The following is a 19398-nucleotide window of genomic DNA, read 5'->3' as shown; positions in this document are numbered from 1 at the left end:
TGAGTTGCCATTGAAAACATTATTCCAATGAAAGATATTTTATTAAATATAGAGGCGATTATTTTTGCATCCGAAGAGGGTATTAACGCCAACGAAATAAAACAGATACTCAAAGACGCTTTGGCCATTGACATAAATAAGCAAGAAGTGTTAGATATGTTAAACAAAATAGGGGAAAAATATACCGATGAAGATCAAATATTTAGCCTCAAGGTTTTCAATAAGCAATACCAGTTTTTGACTAAAGAAAAGTACCACGAAACCGTTAATCAACTTCAAGCGCATAAGGACAAAAAGAAATTAAGCCAAGCTGCTTTGGAGACATTGTCGATAATTGCGTATCGGCAGCCCATTACCAAATTGGAAGTTGAGCAGATCCGAGGTGTCAACTGTGATTATTCTATTCAGCGACTGTTAGAAAAGAACCTCATCGAGATTGTTGGAAAAGCAGAAAGTATAGGAAAGCCGTTATTGTATGCTACTAGTGGGCAGTTTATGCAGCATTTCGGCATCCGGTCAGTCAAAGATTTACCCCAGCTAAAAGACATTATCACAGACGACAATAGCATAGGTGAGGCCGCAAAATAGCTGATATGCATTTTAACTTACTGGTTGACAAGCGATAAAAAAACAAAAAAAATTTCTAGTTAGAAGATTCTTGATTATTTTTACCGTTGGTAACAAACAGTAGATTTATCATTTATTAACACGACAAGACTATGATGGCAGCGGCAGAAAAAGAGGTTTTGGCTGAAGAAATTATCAATTTTAACGGTCCGGAGGATGATGCAGATGATGTCTATGATGACGATTTCGAATTAGATGAAATTGATTCAATCGGAGAGTTCGATGATTTTGACGATGACGATGATTTTTAATGCATGACCACGTGAAATTCGTGAAAGATCTAAAAAGCAGGGTTTTATGAACCCTGCTTTTTCTTTGCACTGATGTTGTAATCTTGACGCTATCAATAACCTGCGTTTTGTGTATAATTTGGATTACCCAGTTGATTTAACGGGATAGGGAAAAGCAGGTTTCTAGCATCAGACACCGGTTTTTCCTGCCAAGCTTCTAAAAATCTTCCGAACCTAATCAAATCTGTTCTCCGATGTCCTTCCCAGAAGAACTCACGTCCTAGTTCCTCCAGTAGCAGTTGCTCGTCTAATTCAGATAAGTTACTTGCTCCTCTTTTTGTTCGCACCTCATTTACGAGCTGTAGTGCTTCTCCTTCTTGTCCGGTGCGCAAAAGTGCTTCCGCTTTCATCAATAGTACATCTGAATACCGGTAAAATACCCAATCGTTGTCTAATAAACTGGTAGAACCATTCGCATAGTCAATAGGATATTTAATGACACGTATACCAGCTACTTCGAGATGATTTTGGTCACGTTCGATAATACTTACTTCCGGTGTAAACGCCAAGAGATTACCTCGGCGGTCTGTTAAATTTTCCCCATTTTGGTTCACTTGCTGACCTACTAAAAAACCGACTCTTACACCACTTATATTCGTCATACCAGGGTACTCTCCTCCACGCCGCACGTCGCTTTCCTCAAATTTATTATAGAATTCAGACAATGTACAGAATCCGTTATTCCCCCTGGGGCTTTGATTGTAATGAAGCGTTGCCACCCACATATTTGTCATCCCCGTCGCCGAACTTTCTCCGCCTATATTTTCTCCTGTAAATATATTTTCTGTTTTCGATTGCCCATTTTCTGGGGCGAAATTCAGAAAATAATCATCGATCAACTCATATTTTCCACTATTAATAATTTCATCTGCAAGATCGATGACTTCTTGCATATCTTCATTGGAAAAAGTTGGTGATTCCCGGTTCAGAAATGCCCCTTTATTCAAAAAGATTTTCATTAAGAGTACCTTTGCTGCATCTGGAGATCCCCGATCTATACGATTAGTCGGCAAATCAGACATAACCGCTGTAATTTCCGAAATGAGATAACTGATTTGCTCTTCCGCATTCCGTACCCTCGGATTTTCCGTAACATTTTCTCCTGGCTCGCGATAGGGTACTTGTCCCCAACCATCAAGGATAGAAAATTCGGCAAAGGCTCTTAAAAATCTAGCTTGTGCTTCTTGAGCGGGAGTCGGGTTATATTGCAAAATATCGGTCGCCGCATAGCTCACACCGAGAACATCCTTGAACACACTATGAATCCGTGTATGATCTGACTCCCATCGATGTAAATGAAGGGCGCGCCAGGCACCGTTATCATCCCAATCTCCCCCCCTTGTAGGTACAATAGCTTCATCTGTTGGGAATTCTTGAAGCGCCCACCATCCGTACGGGCCGTAATAAGGATTACGCATAGCGATGTATGTCGCATTTAATAAAGCTGGTACATCATCACTTCCTACATCCCCAGATCCTACCTGTCCGTGAAGATTTTCTTCTAATTTTGTACATCCCGTAAAGGTTGCTATTACGAGGATGACCAAAACGATTTTTATATATATATTGTTCATAATATTTCATTTAATTTTTACAATGAAAAATTGACGCCAATATTGAATGTGCGGGCTGTGGGATACGTAACATTATCTATACCTGCTGAAGGAACACTATTTACAGATTTATTTACGTTTACTTCTGGATCAAATCCTTTATATTTAGTAACAACGAATATATTCTGTCCATTCAAAAACACCCCCAAGTTTTTAATCGAAGCCCCAACATCTCCTATCCGATAATTCAATGTTGCATTCGCTAATTTTAAGTAACTACCATTTTCAATATACCTTGAAGAAGCGGCGATAGGGTTTGCCGGTGATTCTAAGACTCCTTGACTCATCAGTTCTGATGCAATATTTCGGGAACCGAGATTAGAAATAGGTAATACGGCATTTGCCGTATTATTGTAGATGTCCTGCCCTATTACCCCGTTGAAATTGGCACTAAAGGAGAAGCGTTTATAGTCAATACCAGTACTGACACCCAATAAAACTCTTGGGTTCGGATTTCCTACGCGGTGAAATACAAATCCTTCATCTGTAAACCTCGAAAAGCCCTCCTCATCTAGTCCCAGGTATTCCCTCGTCACAAAAGCAAACAATGGATAGCCATTCTGTACGACCTGTACCGTGACGTCACTCAACCCCTGGCCGCTGAGGCTACCGGTCCGGATGATTTCGCTTTCCCCTAAATTTTGCACACGATTTTTCACAAACGTGGCATTTCCGCCTAGGTCCCACCTAAAGTCATCGTTTTCAATAATTACACCGTTCAGGTTCAGTTCTACCCCTTTATTAATTACTTCACCAGGTAGATTTATCCAGGTGATCGAAGCATCCGGTGATGCAGGATACTGCGGTGTCTGAGGAAAAAGTAGATCTGTTGTTTTTTTATGGAAGAAATCAACCGTTCCTTGGAGCCGCCCTTCAAAGAAACCAAAATCGGCGCCTATATTAATCTGTTCGTCCGATTGCCACCGCAAGTCAGTATTCTCATTATTATTAATGGGCCTAGTTTGTTCTCCGCTCCCAAATCCAATCGAATACCTTCGCTGGGAAGAACCAGACGGAAATTCCTGGTTACCCGTTTTCCCCCAACCTGCCCGTATTTTTAGTTCATTCAACCACGTCATATCGGTCATAAAACCTTCATTTTTAATATTCCATGCTGCAGCAAAAGAAGGGAAAGTTCCGTACCGATTATTTTCTCCGAACTTTGTAGATCCATCCACGCGAACCGTCGCGGTCAACAAATAGCGCTCTTTTAAATTAAAGGTAGCCCGACCAAAGTAGGATTGCAACTGTGTCGTAGGGTCGTGGAACGAATTAATATTTCTGTTACCGGGCGCAGTGGCCTGCATGATATCTGTATAATCTACCGGAATATCACCAAATCCCCGTGCGTTCATGTCGGTTCCTCTATTGATAAAGTCCATGTATTCATATCCGATTACGGCATTCAGGTTCAAATCTGCGGCAACTTCTTTATTAAACGATAGTGTGTGAGTGAGCTGCTTCGTAACGAGTTCATTGTTAGCGACACTAGCATAACCGCCGGCAAAATCATTTTCAGGATCGGCCTGTATACCCTGGATGTTAATAAAACTTCGGGTAGAAGATCGACGTTCTCCTTTACTATAGTTCACACTCAATAACATCCTGTATTCCAACCAATCATTAAACTTATAGAAAGGTGATAAGCTCGCTAAGATATTCGTAACATTAGCCCGATCATCATAAGCTTCTGACATGGCCAGAGGATTGATAATATTACCTTGTTCAATAGCTAAGCTACCGTCAGCATTTCGCAATGGACGTGTAGGATTCCAGGCTAAAGCCTGTCCAATTAAGCTACCATTAGCGCCTGCATCAGTTACTACAGGAGCAATGTCTTCCCTGTTTTGACTGGCCAATAAATTGACATCCAAACCCAATTTTTTACTTTCCAGCATCTTGAAATTTCCATTGAATGCCCCGCTGTAGCGTTTAAAACCTGTCTTTTGAACAATCCCCTGCTGGTCTTGATAACCAAAAGATGCCCGATATTTATTATCAGCATTTCCTCCACTTAACGAGAGGTTATGGTTTTGATTATAAGCGGTTCGCAAAATCGTTCCTAACGCATCTACATTGTCACCGTAATCACCTGTTGTAAATCCATATTTATTCAATGCATCTCTATATTGATTTCCGTCCAAGATATCAATGTTTCGCATAATGTTGGCTACACCTCCTGAAGAATTCACGTCCACTTTCACCGCACCTTCTTGGCCACGTTTGGTTGTGATCAATACAACACCATAGGCTGCTCTGGATCCGTAAATAGCTGTGGCCGAAGCGTCTTTTAAGACTTGAATAGACGCAATATCCGTGGGGTTTATAAAGCTTAACGGATTACCCGCAGGACTCGTCCCGATCCCCCCACTCTGATTCGGTCGAGATGTGCGCCCATCCAAGGCAACCCCATCCACGACATAAAGTGGTTGTCCCGAACCGGTAACGGCCGAATTCCCTCGAATACGCACTGTACTAGCCCCCCCAGGCTGTCCGCTATTGTTGACCATTTGTACCCCTGAAACTTTACCTTGAATAAGCTGATCAGCTGATATCAGTGGTCCTTTATTGAAATCTTTTTCAGCAACAGATGCTACCGCACCAGTTAAATCGCTTTTACGCTGTGTTCCATACCCCACTACGACTACCTCATCCAAGTCACTGAGCTGTTCTTTTAGCACAATGTTAACTACGGATTTCCCATTGATGGAAACTTCCTGCCTGGCAAAGCCCATGTAGTCGAACACTAAAACACCTTGCTGCGCTGGAACCTCAATACCATAAGCACCGTCCATACCCGTACTTGTAGCTATACTTGCACCTTTCAGTGCTACGGTTACCCCTGCAAGTGGTTCTCCCTTCCCATCAGTTACCCTTCCTTTAATCGTATATTGTTGTATGCCTGGGCTTTCCCCAGAACGTGTAGACGTTACCTGCGAAAGACGTGTTATGGCAATAGATTTTCCCTTAACTTCATACGTTAATGGTTGGTCTCCAAACAGAACATCTAACGTCTCTTGTATAGTACCGTTTTCAATGACGATAGAAACGGGATAGGTTGACGTTAGTTCCTTTTCGTCATAAATAAAAGTATAACCCGATTGTTTACTAATATCCACCAGCACTTTTTTCAATTGTGCCTTTTGATGATTGAGATTGACTCGCTGCCCATGTGCATTCGCAAAAGAAAGCATCATAGAAGCGAAAAATATAACTACAGTCAGTTTCATAGGTAAATAAACAAATGACGGCAACAAATATTTTATTTGATTTTGATGTTTGATCTTGTTCATTTCTGTCTAATGAACAATACGCCCTTAGTGATAACTGGCCGGGTGCAATCGATAAATTGCTTCCGAATCAAATAATCAGTAAGTTTGTATTGTTGGTATATAACTTTGTTAGCTAACACTATTTTAAAGTTATCCGGCATATCTTAACTATTGAGATGTTACGACCATCTCGATAGTTTTTACGGATAATCTCTTTTAATTATTCTTATTTTCTTGCCGATACCCTCCTTTCTTTTATCATAAATTTAGCTCCTGTTTTTAATTCGATAGCTTCCAATACCTCAGATAATTTAGCATTCCGAGGAATAATGGCAGATAATCTTCTCTCGCCGTAAGGGTTCATATCTACCTCGACATCATACCAGCGCTCGATCTTTCGTGCATAGTGTTTTAATGGTTCATCATTCACGATATATAAACCATCTTTCCATGACGAAATCTCTTCTGTATCTACTCTTTTAATTGTTATAACCTTTTTATCGGTCACTACTGCCTGCTGACCCGGTTTCAATTCTATCTGGTTCCCAAATTTGTCATGGTATACTCGTACTCGCCCCTCAGTTAACGTCGTCAAAATTTCCCCGTTATCAGCATAAGCGTTTATATTAAAACTTGTTCCCAGTACTTCAATACGTTGTTGGTTGGTGTGAACAACAAACGGTTTCTTGCTGTCGTGGACAACTTCCAGGTATACTTCTCCGGTAATCTCAACCTGACGTTCTTGACCACTAAATGCTGTAGGGTAGCGAAGGGAGGACAAGGCGTTGAGCCAAGCTTTGCTACCATCTGGTAATGTTATTTGATATTGACCGGCAATAGGGGTGCTTAACGTGGCCATCTGGACTTTCTCTATATCTTTTATAGATGTGCCGTCATGGTAGGTAATGGCGTCTCCATTGTTAACGAGACTTCCTTGTTCGCCGTTTAACTCGATCTCGTCCTCATTGTCAAAGGATAAAGTCGCTCGATTTGTTCCTGGCATTACATCGTGTTGCATGGAAACAGCGGGAGACGAAATATTTCCTACCATTACTTTTTTATTCCAAAGAATAAGGCTGATTGCCAACATTACACACAAGATAGCCGCGATGGAGCGAGCATAAATAAGAAAAGAAGTCTTTCGTTTCGGTACCTCAATTAATCGATTTTGCAGCTCATACAAGTCTGCCTGTATTTGCTTATCCGTTAATTCGTCTATATCATTATGAATAGACAGATACCAGCCTTCAACCCAAGCTTTTTCCTCTTCCGTACAATTTCCTTTCAGATATTTTCTTAATAAAGCTTGTGCTTTTATATCGTGTTGATCAGCCATGATACTCCCCTTATTTACAGTATAAGACGGATGAAATGGACCAAGGGGGGTGCTTTACTTTAAAAAAGTTTACAGTACAAGACAAACAGTATCCAAGGATACATGCTCAATTTCATCCGTAGCGCGCGTAGCGCATCCTTAATATAGCTGCGCACGCTCTGCTCCGAAAGGTTAAGTTTTTGTGAGATTTCTTTATGACTGAGGTATTGTTTCCTACTTAATTCGAAAATTTCACGTATCCGAGGCGGAAGTTGGAGAAGTACAGTTTCAATCTGCTCCTCGAGCATTTTCTCCCGCACGTGATAGTCCGCTTCGTCAGGTTGGCTTTCTATTCGATGAGTTAACGATGCCAGATAACTTGCCTTCGATCGCTCTTTCGAGATATAATCTAAGATTCTATTACGGACACTAGCATACAAATAAGATGACAGCTTCCCGGTCACTGTCAACGATTCCCTTCTCTGCCATAGATTAGCAAAAAGGTCATGTACAATATCTTTTGCAGCATCCCTGTCCCGTAACTTATTGTAGGCATGTATGTATAATAAACTATAATATTGGTTGTAAATTCGCTGAAAAGCTGATGTATCACTTTTCCGCAATGCATGCAACAAAGCTTTTTCTTCACCTATAACATGTGATTTATGCATGGTCATATATACAATATTAATAAAATACTGTAATAACAGCAAAGCCCAGGGGCTAGTTTAGGAAAAATTTGAAAAAACAAAAAGAGAGCATCGGGTAATGCTCTCTTCGTTAAGGATTCAATTTTTTTCTATTTTTTATGAAGTTGTTCGTACAAGTCGATTACTTTCTTTTGTAATTCTATTACTTCAGCCTCTCGCGCTTGCAGTTTATCGTTTAACTCATTAATTTCTTCCTGTGTTTGTCTTTCTTGTTCCGAATCCGATGTAGACAAGAGCTGTACCAATGACATACCGAATAGCCTAGAAATCTGATTTAATCGTGAAAGATTCACATCGGTAATTCCGGTTTCAATCTTCGAAAAAGCCGGAATCGAAATATCTAAGCGCTTTGCCACATCTTCTTGGCTCCATCCTTTTTGATGTCTTAACAGACGAATTCTTTTTCCTAATGCGTTCATTTTAGGTAGTTGCTATCTTATTCTATCGGAAAATTTTATTTCTTCCAAAAGTAATAAAAAGATAATTAAAGCGACCCAATTTTACAGATTAATTAATAATTTTTAAGGAATCTATCTGCTAGGCTGACAATATCCATGCTGTTGTGGCGGGGAGAAACCATAAATAAGAGATTGAAACCTAATGATTTAAAATTATCCAAATAAATTTCTACAGAAGGAATATCTGTCAGGAACATAAAATTTCTGTGGTTAAAAACACGTTGGATTTCAGAGGCCAAATTACTTATTAATATATTTTTCTCCTTTATAATATCTTTATTGACTACTACCACCGCATGGTCGGATTCATTCATAGACTCCCGATAAGTATCCAAAAAGCTACGGTTATTAACATCATAAGGGTTCAATTCAATAATGGTTACGAGCCCCTGTTCAGGAAACTGCTCTTTAACTGCATGAATGCTAGTTCTCAGCTTATAGGGTGAATAAAGAAAGTCTTGATATACCACGCTGTCATTTTCACTCGCAACAAATTCCAAGTAACGGACAGAACTTTTAAAATCTTTAATTGCTTCATAGAAATCTACCCTTTTTATACCTAACCATTCGCATATGACATATGCGCCCGCAATGTTCGATAAGTTCAATTTTCCAAACACTTGTAAAGGGATACGTTCCTCCCCTAGATGGAGGTACGTGACACCTTTGTTAATAGAATATTCGGGTAGTTTATAACCATGTCGATTAATGTTACAGCCTGAGGTCGCCTCTACAATCTTTACCAGATTCTGGTTATCCTTATTATAAATCAATGTACCTTTGGGCACGATTGTTTCAATAAACCTCACAAATTGATTAAAATATGCCGACTGCGCCATATTAGCTCTGCTCTCGTTCCATTCTATTCCGCTGATTAATGCTATATTAGGATTAAAAAGGTGAAACTTCGAACGGTCATCTATCGGAGAAGCATAATACTCGTCTCCTTCCAATAAAATAATCTTGCTATGGGCCGTTAGTTTCACGAGCGAATCAAATCCCTCTAATTGTGCCCCTACAAGATAATCAAAATCACGTCCAAGTCTTTTGAGTACATGCATTACCATACTCATGATGGTCGTCTTACCATATGTTCCCGCCACGACTACCCGCGTTTTATCCATGCTTTGCTCATAGATAAATTCCGGGAAAGAGTAGATTTTAATGTTCAGCTCTTGTGCCCGAAGTAATTCGGGATTATCCTTCTCGGCATGCATTCCCAAGATTACAGCATCAATATCCTCTGTTATCTTTTCTGGAAACCAACCAGTCGTCTTTGGTAAAAGTCCCGCGTTTTTTAACCTGGACTTCGACGGTTCAACAACTTGATCATCAGACCCACTCACTTGGTGCCCTTGCTCTGCCAACGAAATGGCTAAGTTGTGCATCACGGCACCGCCAATAGCTATAAAATGAACTCGCATGCTCCTAAGAATTTTTAACAAACTTTGCTGCACACCATTTATCCTGCACCTTCTTGTGCTGATAGTCAAACCCTGCAGATAGCGCCTTTTTCTTTAACATTTTCAAATCTTCCCCATCATAGAACCCACTAATATATAATTCTCCGCCAGACCTCGTGCTTAGGCCGTATTGGTCCAGCTGTTCCATTAAAATGTTCCGATTGATATTAGCAAGAATAACATCAAATACCTTACCCTTGATACGTTCCTCTGATCCTAATTCCGATACGATAGGCTCTATACTGTTCAGGATTTTATTCTCCTCGACACTTTTTACGCAAATTTCGTCATAGTCTATCGCCAACACCTGTTTCGCCCCACGTTTAACCGCCAATATAGCCAGAATACCCGTACCGCATCCCATATCCAGCACTTCTTTATCCGTCAAATCATTCTCCAAGATATAAGATAGCATCATCGATGTAGTTTGATGATGCCCTGTTCCGAATGACATCTTGGGATCGATAACAATCTCGTATGGTATATGAGGCATTGATTCGTGAAAAGTAGCGCGAACATAACAAATATCATTCACCGTAATCGGCTGAAAGTTACTTTCCCATAACTCATTCCAATTTTGATCCTGTATCTCTTGGACAGTATAACGGATGTCGAACCCTTCAGTTTCTTGCAATAACAACGTCTCCAACGCTTGTATATCCAGATTGGTTGTCGGAATGTAAGCTACAAACCCTTGCCTTATGTTTTCAAAGGTCTCATAGCCAATTGCTCCTAGCGAATCAATAAGTAAATCCCGCTGCCAATCTTCCATCGTTGAAGAAGTGAACATAACCGAAGAATACTTCATTATTTCGAATTAAAAACCTTAACAATTTCTAAAAAGTCACGAGATTTTAAAGACGCTCCCCCAATCAATCCGCCATCGATATCCTTTTGTGAAAACAATTCACTAGCATTTGCCGGATTGCAACTTCCACCATACAGAATTGATGTATCCGCTGCGATTTTCTGCGTATAATGATCAGCTACCGTATCCCGTATAAAAGCGTGTACCTCTTGTGCTTGTTCTGGAGAAGCAGTCAATCCTGTTCCGATCGCCCAAACAGGTTCGTAAGCCAATACAATTTTTTCAAATTCTTCGCTCGACAGGTGAAATAACCCTTTTTCCAGCTGTGTTTTGATTACGTCGAAAACTTTTCCTTCTTCGCGTTCGTCTTTCGTCTCTCCGATACAGAAAATTGGCCTCAAACCATTAGCTAGTGCTGCATCCACTTTTTGCGCTAATAGCGTGTTTGTCTCCCCAAAATACGCTCTACGCTCCGAATGACCTAGAATAACATAATTCGCACCCGTAGATTTCACTTGTGCTCCAGATATTTCTCCTGTGTATGCGCCGGATTCTGCCTGATGGATGTTTTGCGCACCAACAGCGACGTTGCTTACGGGCTCCGCTAATTTCGCGATACTGTGTAAATGGATAGCTGGACTACATACGACAACCTCTTGGTCACCCACAACCTCATCTTTGACCATGTTGACAATTTCCGAAAATAAGCTTAAACCTTTCTCGTAATCTAAATTCATCTTCCAGTTTCCTGCTACAATGTTTTTTCTCATCGTTTTAAGTTATCTATTTTGTGTACTAAATTCTGCTTTCTCTTGTTAAACGATATACCTCCCGTAATATACGAAGGTCTGCTTCTGGCAGTACCTCTCTCTTGGTGGCAGATCGTGCTTGCAACATCTGTTCAAACTTGTTCCAAACATATGCTTCCTGTTTTTGATCTGTGATCCACGAAAACTCTCGCACAAACTTCGGAATAATATTTGACATAGACACCTGCGCGCCTACGCCAATTACAGCACCTGTCGTAATGGAAGAATTGATACCACACATTGCAAAATCTCCCATAAAGGTGCCGACTTTATGATGCCCCGTTTTCCGCCAATCCCGTAACCGATAGTCATATAATTTAATCGTACTCCAATTGTTTCGAAGATTAGAGTTGCTCGTTCCAGCCCCTAAATTGCAGCCTTCACCAATTACAGCACAGCCTAGATACCCATCATGTCCCTTTGCACTACTTTCCCACATGACTGTATTATTGACTTCCCCTCCAACAGTAGCTTTCGGGCCGATGCTGACATTAGGATACAAACAGGCCCCCATCTTTACTCTTGCCCCTTTACCGATAGCTATTGGTCCCTTTAGATGAGAACCTTGCTCTAACAACGCGTCATCGGCGATATAGATAGGGCCATCCAATGTATTAAATGTACAACCAAACGACCGCACATTCGTTCCGACAAAGAGATTATCTCCTATCACCACATTAGAAGCATGCAGCGTTTCCGAGGTTCTATCCTTTGTAAGCAAAGAAAAGTCAAAGAAAATTTGCCGGACATTTTGAAGATAAATATCTTCTAAGAATTGGATACGGTGCACTTCTCCTTCAAAGTTCTGCACTTTTAAGGTACTCCCCTCCGGTTGAGATAACCATTTATTAACTTTATATGCAATCCAATCACCATCCTTCTCCAATATACAGTCTTGCTCTAATTGAGCAAGTACATTTATCAAATCTGTTGATGGGCAAAGGTTTCCACGTATTACCAAATAGGTAGCGGTAGATGAAGGGCCTGGAAACTTTTCTTGGAGATACATTGCTGTATAAAAGCTGACAGGAGCACCCAATACCAATTGCCATTTCTCCTGAAGTGTCAATATTCCTAGTCGAAAAGCTCCCACCGGCCTTGTGAAAGCCATAGGCAACAAATGCTCGCGCCATGGGGCTCGATCATGTAAAACGACTTCTAACAGCATAATTCGATAAATTTACATAAAAAAATCCCGACAAGGAGAACCTATCGGGATTAAAGTTATTTTTGACCGAAGCCTATATCGAAAATTATTTTTGGTAACGACTACGGAATTTGTCGATACGTCCTGCTGTATCAACCAATTTCATTTTACCTGTATAGAACGGGTGAGAAGTGTGAGAAATCTCCAATTTCACCAACGGATACTCATTACCATCTTCCCAAGTAATAGTTTCTTTCGTGTCTACACATGATTTAGTTAAGAAAGTATAGTCATTAGACATATCTTTAAAAACAACTAATCTGTAGTTTGATGGATGCAGATCTTTTTTCATTTTATCTTATGATTATTATATATTCAACAATTTGAGGTGCAAAGATAATCTATTTCTCTAAATAAAACAAAAGAATAATTTTAAATAGGACTTTAGCCGTACATGTTTCACTTTAACATTCAATTAACAGCTGTTTAAACATCCACTTTTTTTTCCTACTTTTGCATTCTCATTTAGCATTTTGAATCATTAATATGAGTACTGTATTATCGGAACAGGAACAACAGCGTAGACTAAACCTCCAAGCCCTTGTCGACTTAGGTATCAACCCCTATCCGGCGGATGAGTTTAAAGTAAATGTCTCGGCTGCAGATATTCTGGAAAACTACGAAAGAGACAAACTAAATTACAAAAGTATCCGCTTTGCCGGACGGATGATGAGCCGACGTGTCATGGGAAGCGCATCGTTTATGGAGCTGCAAGATGCTACCGGACGCGTTCAAGCTTATGTCAAGCGTGACGACATTTGTCCTGATGAAGATAAGACGTTATATAATACGGTTTTTAAGAAGCTCTTGGATATCGGTGATATTCTAGGTGTAGAAGGTTATGTTTTCACAACACAAACGGGGGAAATCTCCATCCATGTTGAAAAGCTCACAGTGTTGACAAAATCGTTGCGTCCGTTACCTATTGTAAAGGAAGCAGACGGCAAAACCTATGACGCGTTTACCGACCCGGAGCAACGTTACCGTATGCGGTATGTCGATTTAATCGTTAATCCACAAAATCGGGAAAGATTCGTCAAGCGGACGAAATTGTTCAATGCCATGCGATCGTTTTTCAATGACGCGGGTTATATGGAGGTAGAGACACCTGTTCTTCAATCCATTCCTGGGGGTGCTGCGGCGCGTCCCTTTATGACGCATCATAATGCTCTGGATATCCCTTTGTATCTACGTATCGCAAACGAGTTATATCTTAAACGACTTATTGTTGGAGGCTTCGACGGCGTGTATGAATTTTCTAAAAATTTCCGCAACGAAGGTATGGATAGAACACACAATCCAGAATTCACCGTCATGGAGATCTACGTCGCTTACAAGGATTATAACTGGATGATGAGTTTTACAGAACGCCTGCTTGAACATTGTGCCCTTGCTGTCAATGGAACAACAACGGCAGCTTTCGGAGAGCATCAGATCGATTTCAAAGCTCCCTATAAACGTGTAACTATGGCTGACGCCATCAAAGAGTTTACAGGTTTTGATATTTTAGGAAAATCGGAGCGCGAGATCCGGGAAGCGGCTAAAAGCATGGGCGTTGCCGTGGATGACACCATGGGGAAAGGCAAACTGATAGATGAGATTTTCGGAGAGAAGTGTGAAGGCAACTATATCCAGCCTACGTTTATCACGGATTATCCGATCGAAATGTCTCCATTGACTAAAAAGCATAGAGATAATTCTGAATTGACGGAACGCTTTGAACTCATGGTATGTGGAAAGGAAATTGCCAACGCTTATTCAGAACTAAATGATCCGATCGATCAACGCGAACGTTTTGAGGAACAGCTTCGACTTTCCGAAAAAGGAGATGATGAAGCGATGTTTATCGATCAAGATTTCTTACGTGCCTTGGAATATGGTATGCCCCCTACTTCCGGACTTGGCATTGGTATGGACCGTTTGATTATGTTCCTGACCAATAACGCTTCTATCCAGGAAGTTCTCTTTTTCCCACAAATGCGACCCGAGAAAAAAGAAGTCGTTGTGGAGCTGAATGAGGAGGAAAAACTGATATTGGGACTACTTCAAGAAGAACGTAATATCTTGACAGACGTGAAGGAAGCGGCAGGATTGAGCGGGAAAAAATGGGATGTAGCAACAAAAGGTCTACGTCAGAAAGATCTTATTAATATTATTGTCGAGGGCGACGATAAGTTTATCATAAAGAATTAGCGATGCGATTAAGCACATCGCTAATTCGCCTATAAGATTGCTTCGCGGATACGCACTAACTTTTCGAGCAAGCCTTCCAGCAAATCAAGGTGTAGCATATTGGCGCCGTCCGATTTCGCATTCGCTGGATCGGGATGCGTTTCTATAAACAGTCCGTCTGCGCCGACAGCGATAGCTGCCTTCGCTATTGTTTCAATTAACTCGGGTTTCCCTCCCGTAACACCCGATATTTGATTAGGTTGTTGCAGTGAATGCGTGCAGTCCATCACTGTTGGCACATTAAATGTCTGCATCTCCGGCAATCCCCGAAAATCAACAATTAAATCTTGATACCCAAATGTGTTGCCTCTGTCAGTCAACAAAATCTTGTCATTTCCCGCGTCTTTCACTTTATCCACAGCAAATTTCATCGAAGCAGCGGATAGAAACTGTCCCTTTTTAATGTTGACTACTTTGCCTGTTTCAGCAGCAGCCACCAACAATTCTGTTTGCCTACACAGAAATGCCGGGATCTGTAATACGTCTACATATGCAGCCGCAACAGCCGCTTCCTGGCTTTCATGTATATCGGTCACGGTGGGGAGGCCAAATGTTTTACCTACCTTTTCTAGTATTTTTAAAGCCTTCTCGTCTCCTATCCCTGTAAAAGAATCCGAACGCGAGCGATTGGCTTTTCTGTAGGACCCTTTAAAGATGAACGGAATTCCATGTCTGTCCGTAATCTCTACAATCCGCTCCGCAATCCGCAAGGCTATTTCCTCGCCTTCAATAGCGCAAGGTCCTGCCATCAAAAAAAAATGGGTGGATTCCCGATGTTTAATAGCAGGTAAATATTGTTGAATCATCTATTATAGTTATTAATTTCCTAATTCAGACATGAATTTAATTCGCATCAACTGAATATCCTCATATGTATAATCGTCCTCCCCTAGTTCCTTCAGCGCTTCTTGGATAGAGTCTACTTCAGCTGTTCGGAAGTAATCATATACTTCTTCTTGTCGGTCACTATCAATCATCTCATCGACAAAATACCCGATGTTCAGCTTTGTTCCAGAATTAACAATAGACTCCACTTCTTTAAGTAAATCTTCGTAACTAATCCCCTTAGAGGACGCTATATCTTCTAAACCTATCTTTCGGTCTATATTTTGTATAATGGAGACTTTTAACGCCGATTTATTTGCCGTACTCTTGATAACAAGATCCAACGGACGGTCAATATCATTGTCGTCTACGTATTCTTTAATTAACTCGACGAATGGCTTTCCAAATTTAAGCGCTTTGCCCGCCCCTACACCATGCATTTGTTTCAGTTCATCCAAACTAACAGGATAGTGCGTGCACATTTCATCAAGTGATGGATCTTGAAATATCACAAAGGGTGGTAAGGATTTCTGCTTTGCTATTTTCTTTCTTAAATCTTTCAACATCTTCAACAACTCTGTATCCAATGTTCCTGATCCCTGCGCAACGTCGTCTGTCCCGTCTTCATCTGCCTTCTCCATTATTCTGTTTAGAATAAATTTGATCCCATAGGGATTAGCTATATACCTTCTACCGTGCTCGGTCAGCGTTAGTAAGCCATAGTGATCAATATCCTTCTTTAAAAAATCGTTTAATTCCGCTTGTCGAATCAGTGATTTCCAATAGTTTACACCTAGGGTTTTACCTTTTCCGAACAACGGATGTAAATCATGTTTATAAGAAGATACGGGCTGATTATTTTGTCCAATCATCACATTGATGATATGATGATCGTCAAATTTCTCTCCTTCTTTATCTATAAAGCGTAATACCTCCAGTAAATTTTCCTCAGCGTCAAAGTACGTTTTCGGCGCGCGACAGTTGTCGCACATATTATCGCAGCCTGTTTCGTCAAACTGTTCCCCGAAATAATGTAAAATTTGTTTCCGACGACATACAGACGATTCCGAATAGTCGATGACTTCTTTTAAAATTTGTGTACCTATTTCCCTCTCGGAAACAGGCTTATCTTTCATAAATTTCGTCAGTTTCTCAATATCCTTTTCAGAATAGAAAGCTAAACAAACACCCTCTCCGCCGTCACGTCCAGCACGTCCAGTTTCCTGGTAATACCCTTCCATAGATTTCGGTATGTCGTGATGGATCACATAGCGAACATCCGGCTTGTCTATCCCCATCCCAAAAGCAATAGTCGCTACGATGACCTCGACATCTTCCATCAGAAACTTATCCTGTGTTTCGGCCCTCGTTCTCGCATCTAAACCTGCATGATAGGGTAACGCCTTTATTCCATTAATGTGAAGCACTTCGGCGATTTCCTCGACCTTTTTGCGACTGAGGCAATATATAATACCGGTCTTTCCGGCATTGTTCCGGATGAACTTCACAATTTCCTTAACGACATTCTTTTTAGGTCGGACCTCGTAGTATAAATTCGATCTATTGAAGGACGATTTAAACAAGGCCGCGTTGTTCATCTGCAAATTTTTACGAATATCCGATTGCACCTTGGGTGTCGCTGTCGCCGTTAACGCAATAATGGGAATATTATCACCGATTCCGTTAATAACTTGTCTTATTTTTCGGTATTCCGGCCGAAAATCGTGTCCCCATTCCGATATACAATGTGCTTCATCGACAGCAACGAAAGAAACTTTTATTTGCCTTAAAAAAAGTGCATTTTCTTCTTTAGCCAACGATTCCGGTGCCACATAGAGTAACTTCGTTTTGCCTTCTGTTACATCCTTTTTTACCTTCGTAATCTCCCCTTTGTTGAGCGATGAGTTTAAAAAGTGTGCAATGCTATCATTTCCACCGAATGCCCGCAACTGGTCTACCTGGTTCTTCATAAGCGCTATAAGCGGAGAGATAACAATCGCCGTACCCTCACTCATCAGCGCAGGCAATTGATAACAGATGGATTTCCCCCCCCCTGTGGGCATAATAACGAACGTATCTCTTTTATTCAAGATATTCGTTATAATGGCTTCTTGGTCTCCTTTGAAGGTATCAAAGCCAAAAAACTCCTGCAAATTGTCAAATAGTGATTTTTCTATTTCCATTGACCTCAAAACAAAATTAAATGGATCCGGGGCTCATTTGAGCGCTAAATAACCTACTTTTGTAGGTAATTAAAATAAAATTAACGATTTTTTCTGTGATACACAACATCGATATCAAAAAGACTGCGATCGAGACGCTGGAACTGGAAGCCGGAGCAATTCGGAAACTGACGCAATTTATTGACCACGACTTCATTACGGTCGTAAATAAAATATTAGATCTATCAGGTAGGATTATCGTAACGGGCATTGGTAAAAGCGCAATTATTGCACAAAAAATAGTCGCGACGCTTAACTCCACCGGTACACCGGCCATTTTTATGCACGCTGCTGATGCGATTCATGGAGATCTGGGGATCATTCAAGAACACGATCTTATTATTGCGCTATCCAAAAGTGGAAATACACCTGAAATCAAGGTGTTAGTACCTTTTTTAAAACAAACGGGTAACACCCTGGTTGCTATGGTGGGCAATTTGGACTCCTTTTTAGCGCAGCATGCAAACTTTGTTTTGAATACGTCCGTTGAACGGGAAGCCTGCCCAAACAATCTGGCGCCTACCACAAGTACAACCGCACAACTAGCCATGGGAGACGCTTTGGCGGTTTGTTTGCAAACCTGCCGGCAATTTTCAGATCGTGATTTCGCTAAATATCATCCCGGCGGCACGCTCGGTAGGCGGTTATATTTAAAAGTCAGTGATCTATCAGACAATAACGGAAAACCTGAAGTTTCACCTTCTGCGAATATACGTCAAGTGCTCATTACCATCACGAAGTATCGATTGGGCGCCACAGCTGTTATCGACACAAATGGTATTGTAGGTATTATTACAGATGGAGATATCCGCAGGATGCTTGAAAAACACGAAGATGTGACACATTTGACTGCCAATGACATTATGACGCGAAATCCTAAAACGATGAGAAGAGAGGAACTCGCGGCTGATGCGCTCCATATGATGCGCCGACATAATATTTCACAGCTTTTAGTTACGCAAGAAGGACATTACGCAGGGATTATACATATACAAGACCTCCTAAAAGAAGGCATCATATAATGCTCGTCTGTAATATTTTTGTTTATTTCGAGGGATTTGAGCCGCATCCTTTACGGTATTCGTAATTTTGGCGTATCTTTTGATAATTATCATAGAGGTTAAAGCATATAGTAAGATGAAGAAAAGAACATTAGGAATATTAGCGACGTTTATAACAGTCATTGGATTCATGTCCATGACCGTGGCTATAGGCGAATTTAAATTTGAAAAAGAAACCCATGACTTTGGGACCATTCCCCAAAATAAACCTGCATCGTACAATTTTAAATTTTCCAATACGGGCGATGCTCCTATTATCATCGGTGAGGTGAAACCTTCTTGTGGCTGTTCAGTTGCTGAATTCACCAAAACACCTGTTAAGCCGGGGGAAGGAGGCACAGTCACGGTGACCTATAACGCTGCGGCTAAAGGCCCTTTTACTAAACAATTCACGATTAAGTCCAACACGAAGACACCTGTCAAAACGTTGACAATTAAAGGAAATGTAGAATAACAATTTACGCCCGTCTCAGAGGCTATATAACA

Annotated in this window: 17 protein-coding genes; 5 read left to right on the top strand and 12 right to left on the bottom strand. The window is 40.8% G+C overall.

All coding sequences use genetic code 11. The features are described from left to right. The first annotated feature begins 27 nt into the window (after positions 1-27). On the top strand, positions 28-588 hold the full coding sequence (scpB, locus tag C5745_RS06415) for an SMC-Scp complex subunit ScpB (RefSeq protein ID WP_105716167.1): 561 nt from the start codon (positions 28-30) through the stop codon (positions 586-588). 131 nt (positions 589-719) lie between these two features. Further along, entirely contained in the window at positions 720-878 is a 159-nt protein-coding gene (locus tag C5745_RS20185; protein WP_165793035.1) for a hypothetical protein, read from the top strand. 92 nt (positions 879-970) lie between these two features. Here the strand turns inward: C5745_RS20185 and C5745_RS06410 are convergent, their stop codons facing one another. The 10 genes from C5745_RS06410 to C5745_RS06365 all read right to left on the bottom strand — a co-directional run bounded on the left by C5745_RS06410 (position 971) and on the right by C5745_RS06365 (position 12864). After that, positions 971-2491: a RagB/SusD family nutrient uptake outer membrane protein gene (locus tag C5745_RS06410; RefSeq protein ID WP_105716166.1), complete on the bottom strand. Its 1521-nt coding sequence runs from the start codon at positions 2489-2491 to the stop codon at positions 971-973. A 17-nt stretch (positions 2492-2508) separates the two neighbouring features. Then, entirely contained in the window at positions 2509-5760 is a 3252-nt protein-coding gene (locus C5745_RS06405; RefSeq protein WP_243403268.1) for a SusC/RagA family TonB-linked outer membrane protein, read from the bottom strand. Positions 5761-6028: 268 nt separating this feature from the next. Beyond that, positions 6029-7138: a FecR family protein gene (locus tag C5745_RS06400; RefSeq protein ID WP_105716165.1), complete on the bottom strand. Its 1110-nt coding sequence runs from the start codon at positions 7136-7138 to the stop codon at positions 6029-6031. 59 nt (positions 7139-7197) lie between these two features. Beyond that, positions 7198-7794 (bottom strand): RNA polymerase sigma factor, encoded by a 597-nt coding sequence (locus C5745_RS06395; protein ID WP_105716164.1) that lies wholly within the window; start codon positions 7792-7794, stop codon positions 7198-7200. Between the two features lie 122 nt (positions 7795-7916). Further along, positions 7917-8246, bottom strand: a complete 330-nt coding sequence (locus C5745_RS06390; RefSeq protein ID WP_105716163.1) for a helix-turn-helix domain-containing protein — start codon at positions 8244-8246, stop codon at positions 7917-7919. A gap of 92 nt (positions 8247-8338) precedes the next feature. After that, positions 8339-9709 (bottom strand): Mur ligase domain-containing protein, encoded by a 1371-nt coding sequence (locus C5745_RS06385; RefSeq protein WP_105716162.1) that lies wholly within the window; start codon positions 9707-9709, stop codon positions 8339-8341. Positions 9710-9713: 4 nt separating this feature from the next. Further along, positions 9714-10556, bottom strand: a complete 843-nt coding sequence (gene prmA / locus C5745_RS06380) for a 50S ribosomal protein L11 methyltransferase (RefSeq protein WP_105716161.1) — start codon at positions 10554-10556, stop codon at positions 9714-9716. After that, complete coding sequence (tpiA, locus tag C5745_RS06375) at positions 10556-11326, bottom strand: triose-phosphate isomerase (protein ID WP_105716160.1); 771 nt, start codon at positions 11324-11326, stop codon at positions 10556-10558. The genes prmA and tpiA overlap by 1 nt, the downstream gene beginning before the upstream one ends. A gap of 25 nt (positions 11327-11351) precedes the next feature. Beyond that, positions 11352-12533 carry a putative sugar nucleotidyl transferase gene (locus C5745_RS06370; RefSeq protein ID WP_105716159.1) on the bottom strand — a complete coding sequence of 394 codons (1182 nt, stop codon included), beginning with the start codon at positions 12531-12533 and terminating at the stop codon, positions 11352-11354. Between the two features lie 85 nt (positions 12534-12618). After that, positions 12619-12864 (bottom strand): type B 50S ribosomal protein L31, encoded by a 246-nt coding sequence (locus C5745_RS06365; protein WP_105716158.1) that lies wholly within the window; start codon positions 12862-12864, stop codon positions 12619-12621. 194 nt (positions 12865-13058) lie between these two features. On the opposite strand from C5745_RS06365, the gene lysS reads away from it, so the two are divergent. Next, complete coding sequence (gene lysS, locus C5745_RS06360) at positions 13059-14765, top strand: lysine--tRNA ligase (protein WP_105716157.1); 1707 nt, start codon at positions 13059-13061, stop codon at positions 14763-14765. A 29-nt stretch (positions 14766-14794) separates the two neighbouring features. Here the strand turns inward: lysS and kdsA are convergent, their stop codons facing one another. Continuing rightward, entirely contained in the window at positions 14795-15610 is an 816-nt protein-coding gene (kdsA, locus tag C5745_RS06355; protein ID WP_105716156.1) for a 3-deoxy-8-phosphooctulonate synthase, read from the bottom strand. A 12-nt stretch (positions 15611-15622) separates the two neighbouring features. Further along, positions 15623-17812, bottom strand: coding sequence for a DNA helicase RecQ (recQ, locus tag C5745_RS06350; RefSeq protein WP_105716155.1), 2190 nt, complete (start codon positions 17810-17812; stop codon positions 15623-15625). A gap of 98 nt (positions 17813-17910) precedes the next feature. Between recQ and C5745_RS06345 the strand changes: the two genes are divergently transcribed. Both C5745_RS06345 and C5745_RS06340 read left to right on the top strand, forming a co-directional pair. Beyond that, positions 17911-18873, top strand: coding sequence for a KpsF/GutQ family sugar-phosphate isomerase (locus tag C5745_RS06345; RefSeq protein WP_394342065.1), 963 nt, complete (start codon positions 17911-17913; stop codon positions 18871-18873). Between the two features lie 115 nt (positions 18874-18988). Next, positions 18989-19366, top strand: coding sequence for a DUF1573 domain-containing protein (locus C5745_RS06340; RefSeq protein WP_105716153.1), 378 nt, complete (start codon positions 18989-18991; stop codon positions 19364-19366). Positions 19367-19398 lie beyond the last annotated feature (32 nt).

It is taken from the genome of Sphingobacterium haloxyli (genome assembly GCF_002980525.1).
GTDB classification, from domain to species: Bacteria; Bacteroidota; Bacteroidia; order Sphingobacteriales; family Sphingobacteriaceae; genus Sphingobacterium; species Sphingobacterium haloxyli.
The sequence above is the reverse complement of the archived record's forward strand: the minus strand, read 5'-3'. Positions and strand labels throughout refer to the sequence as shown.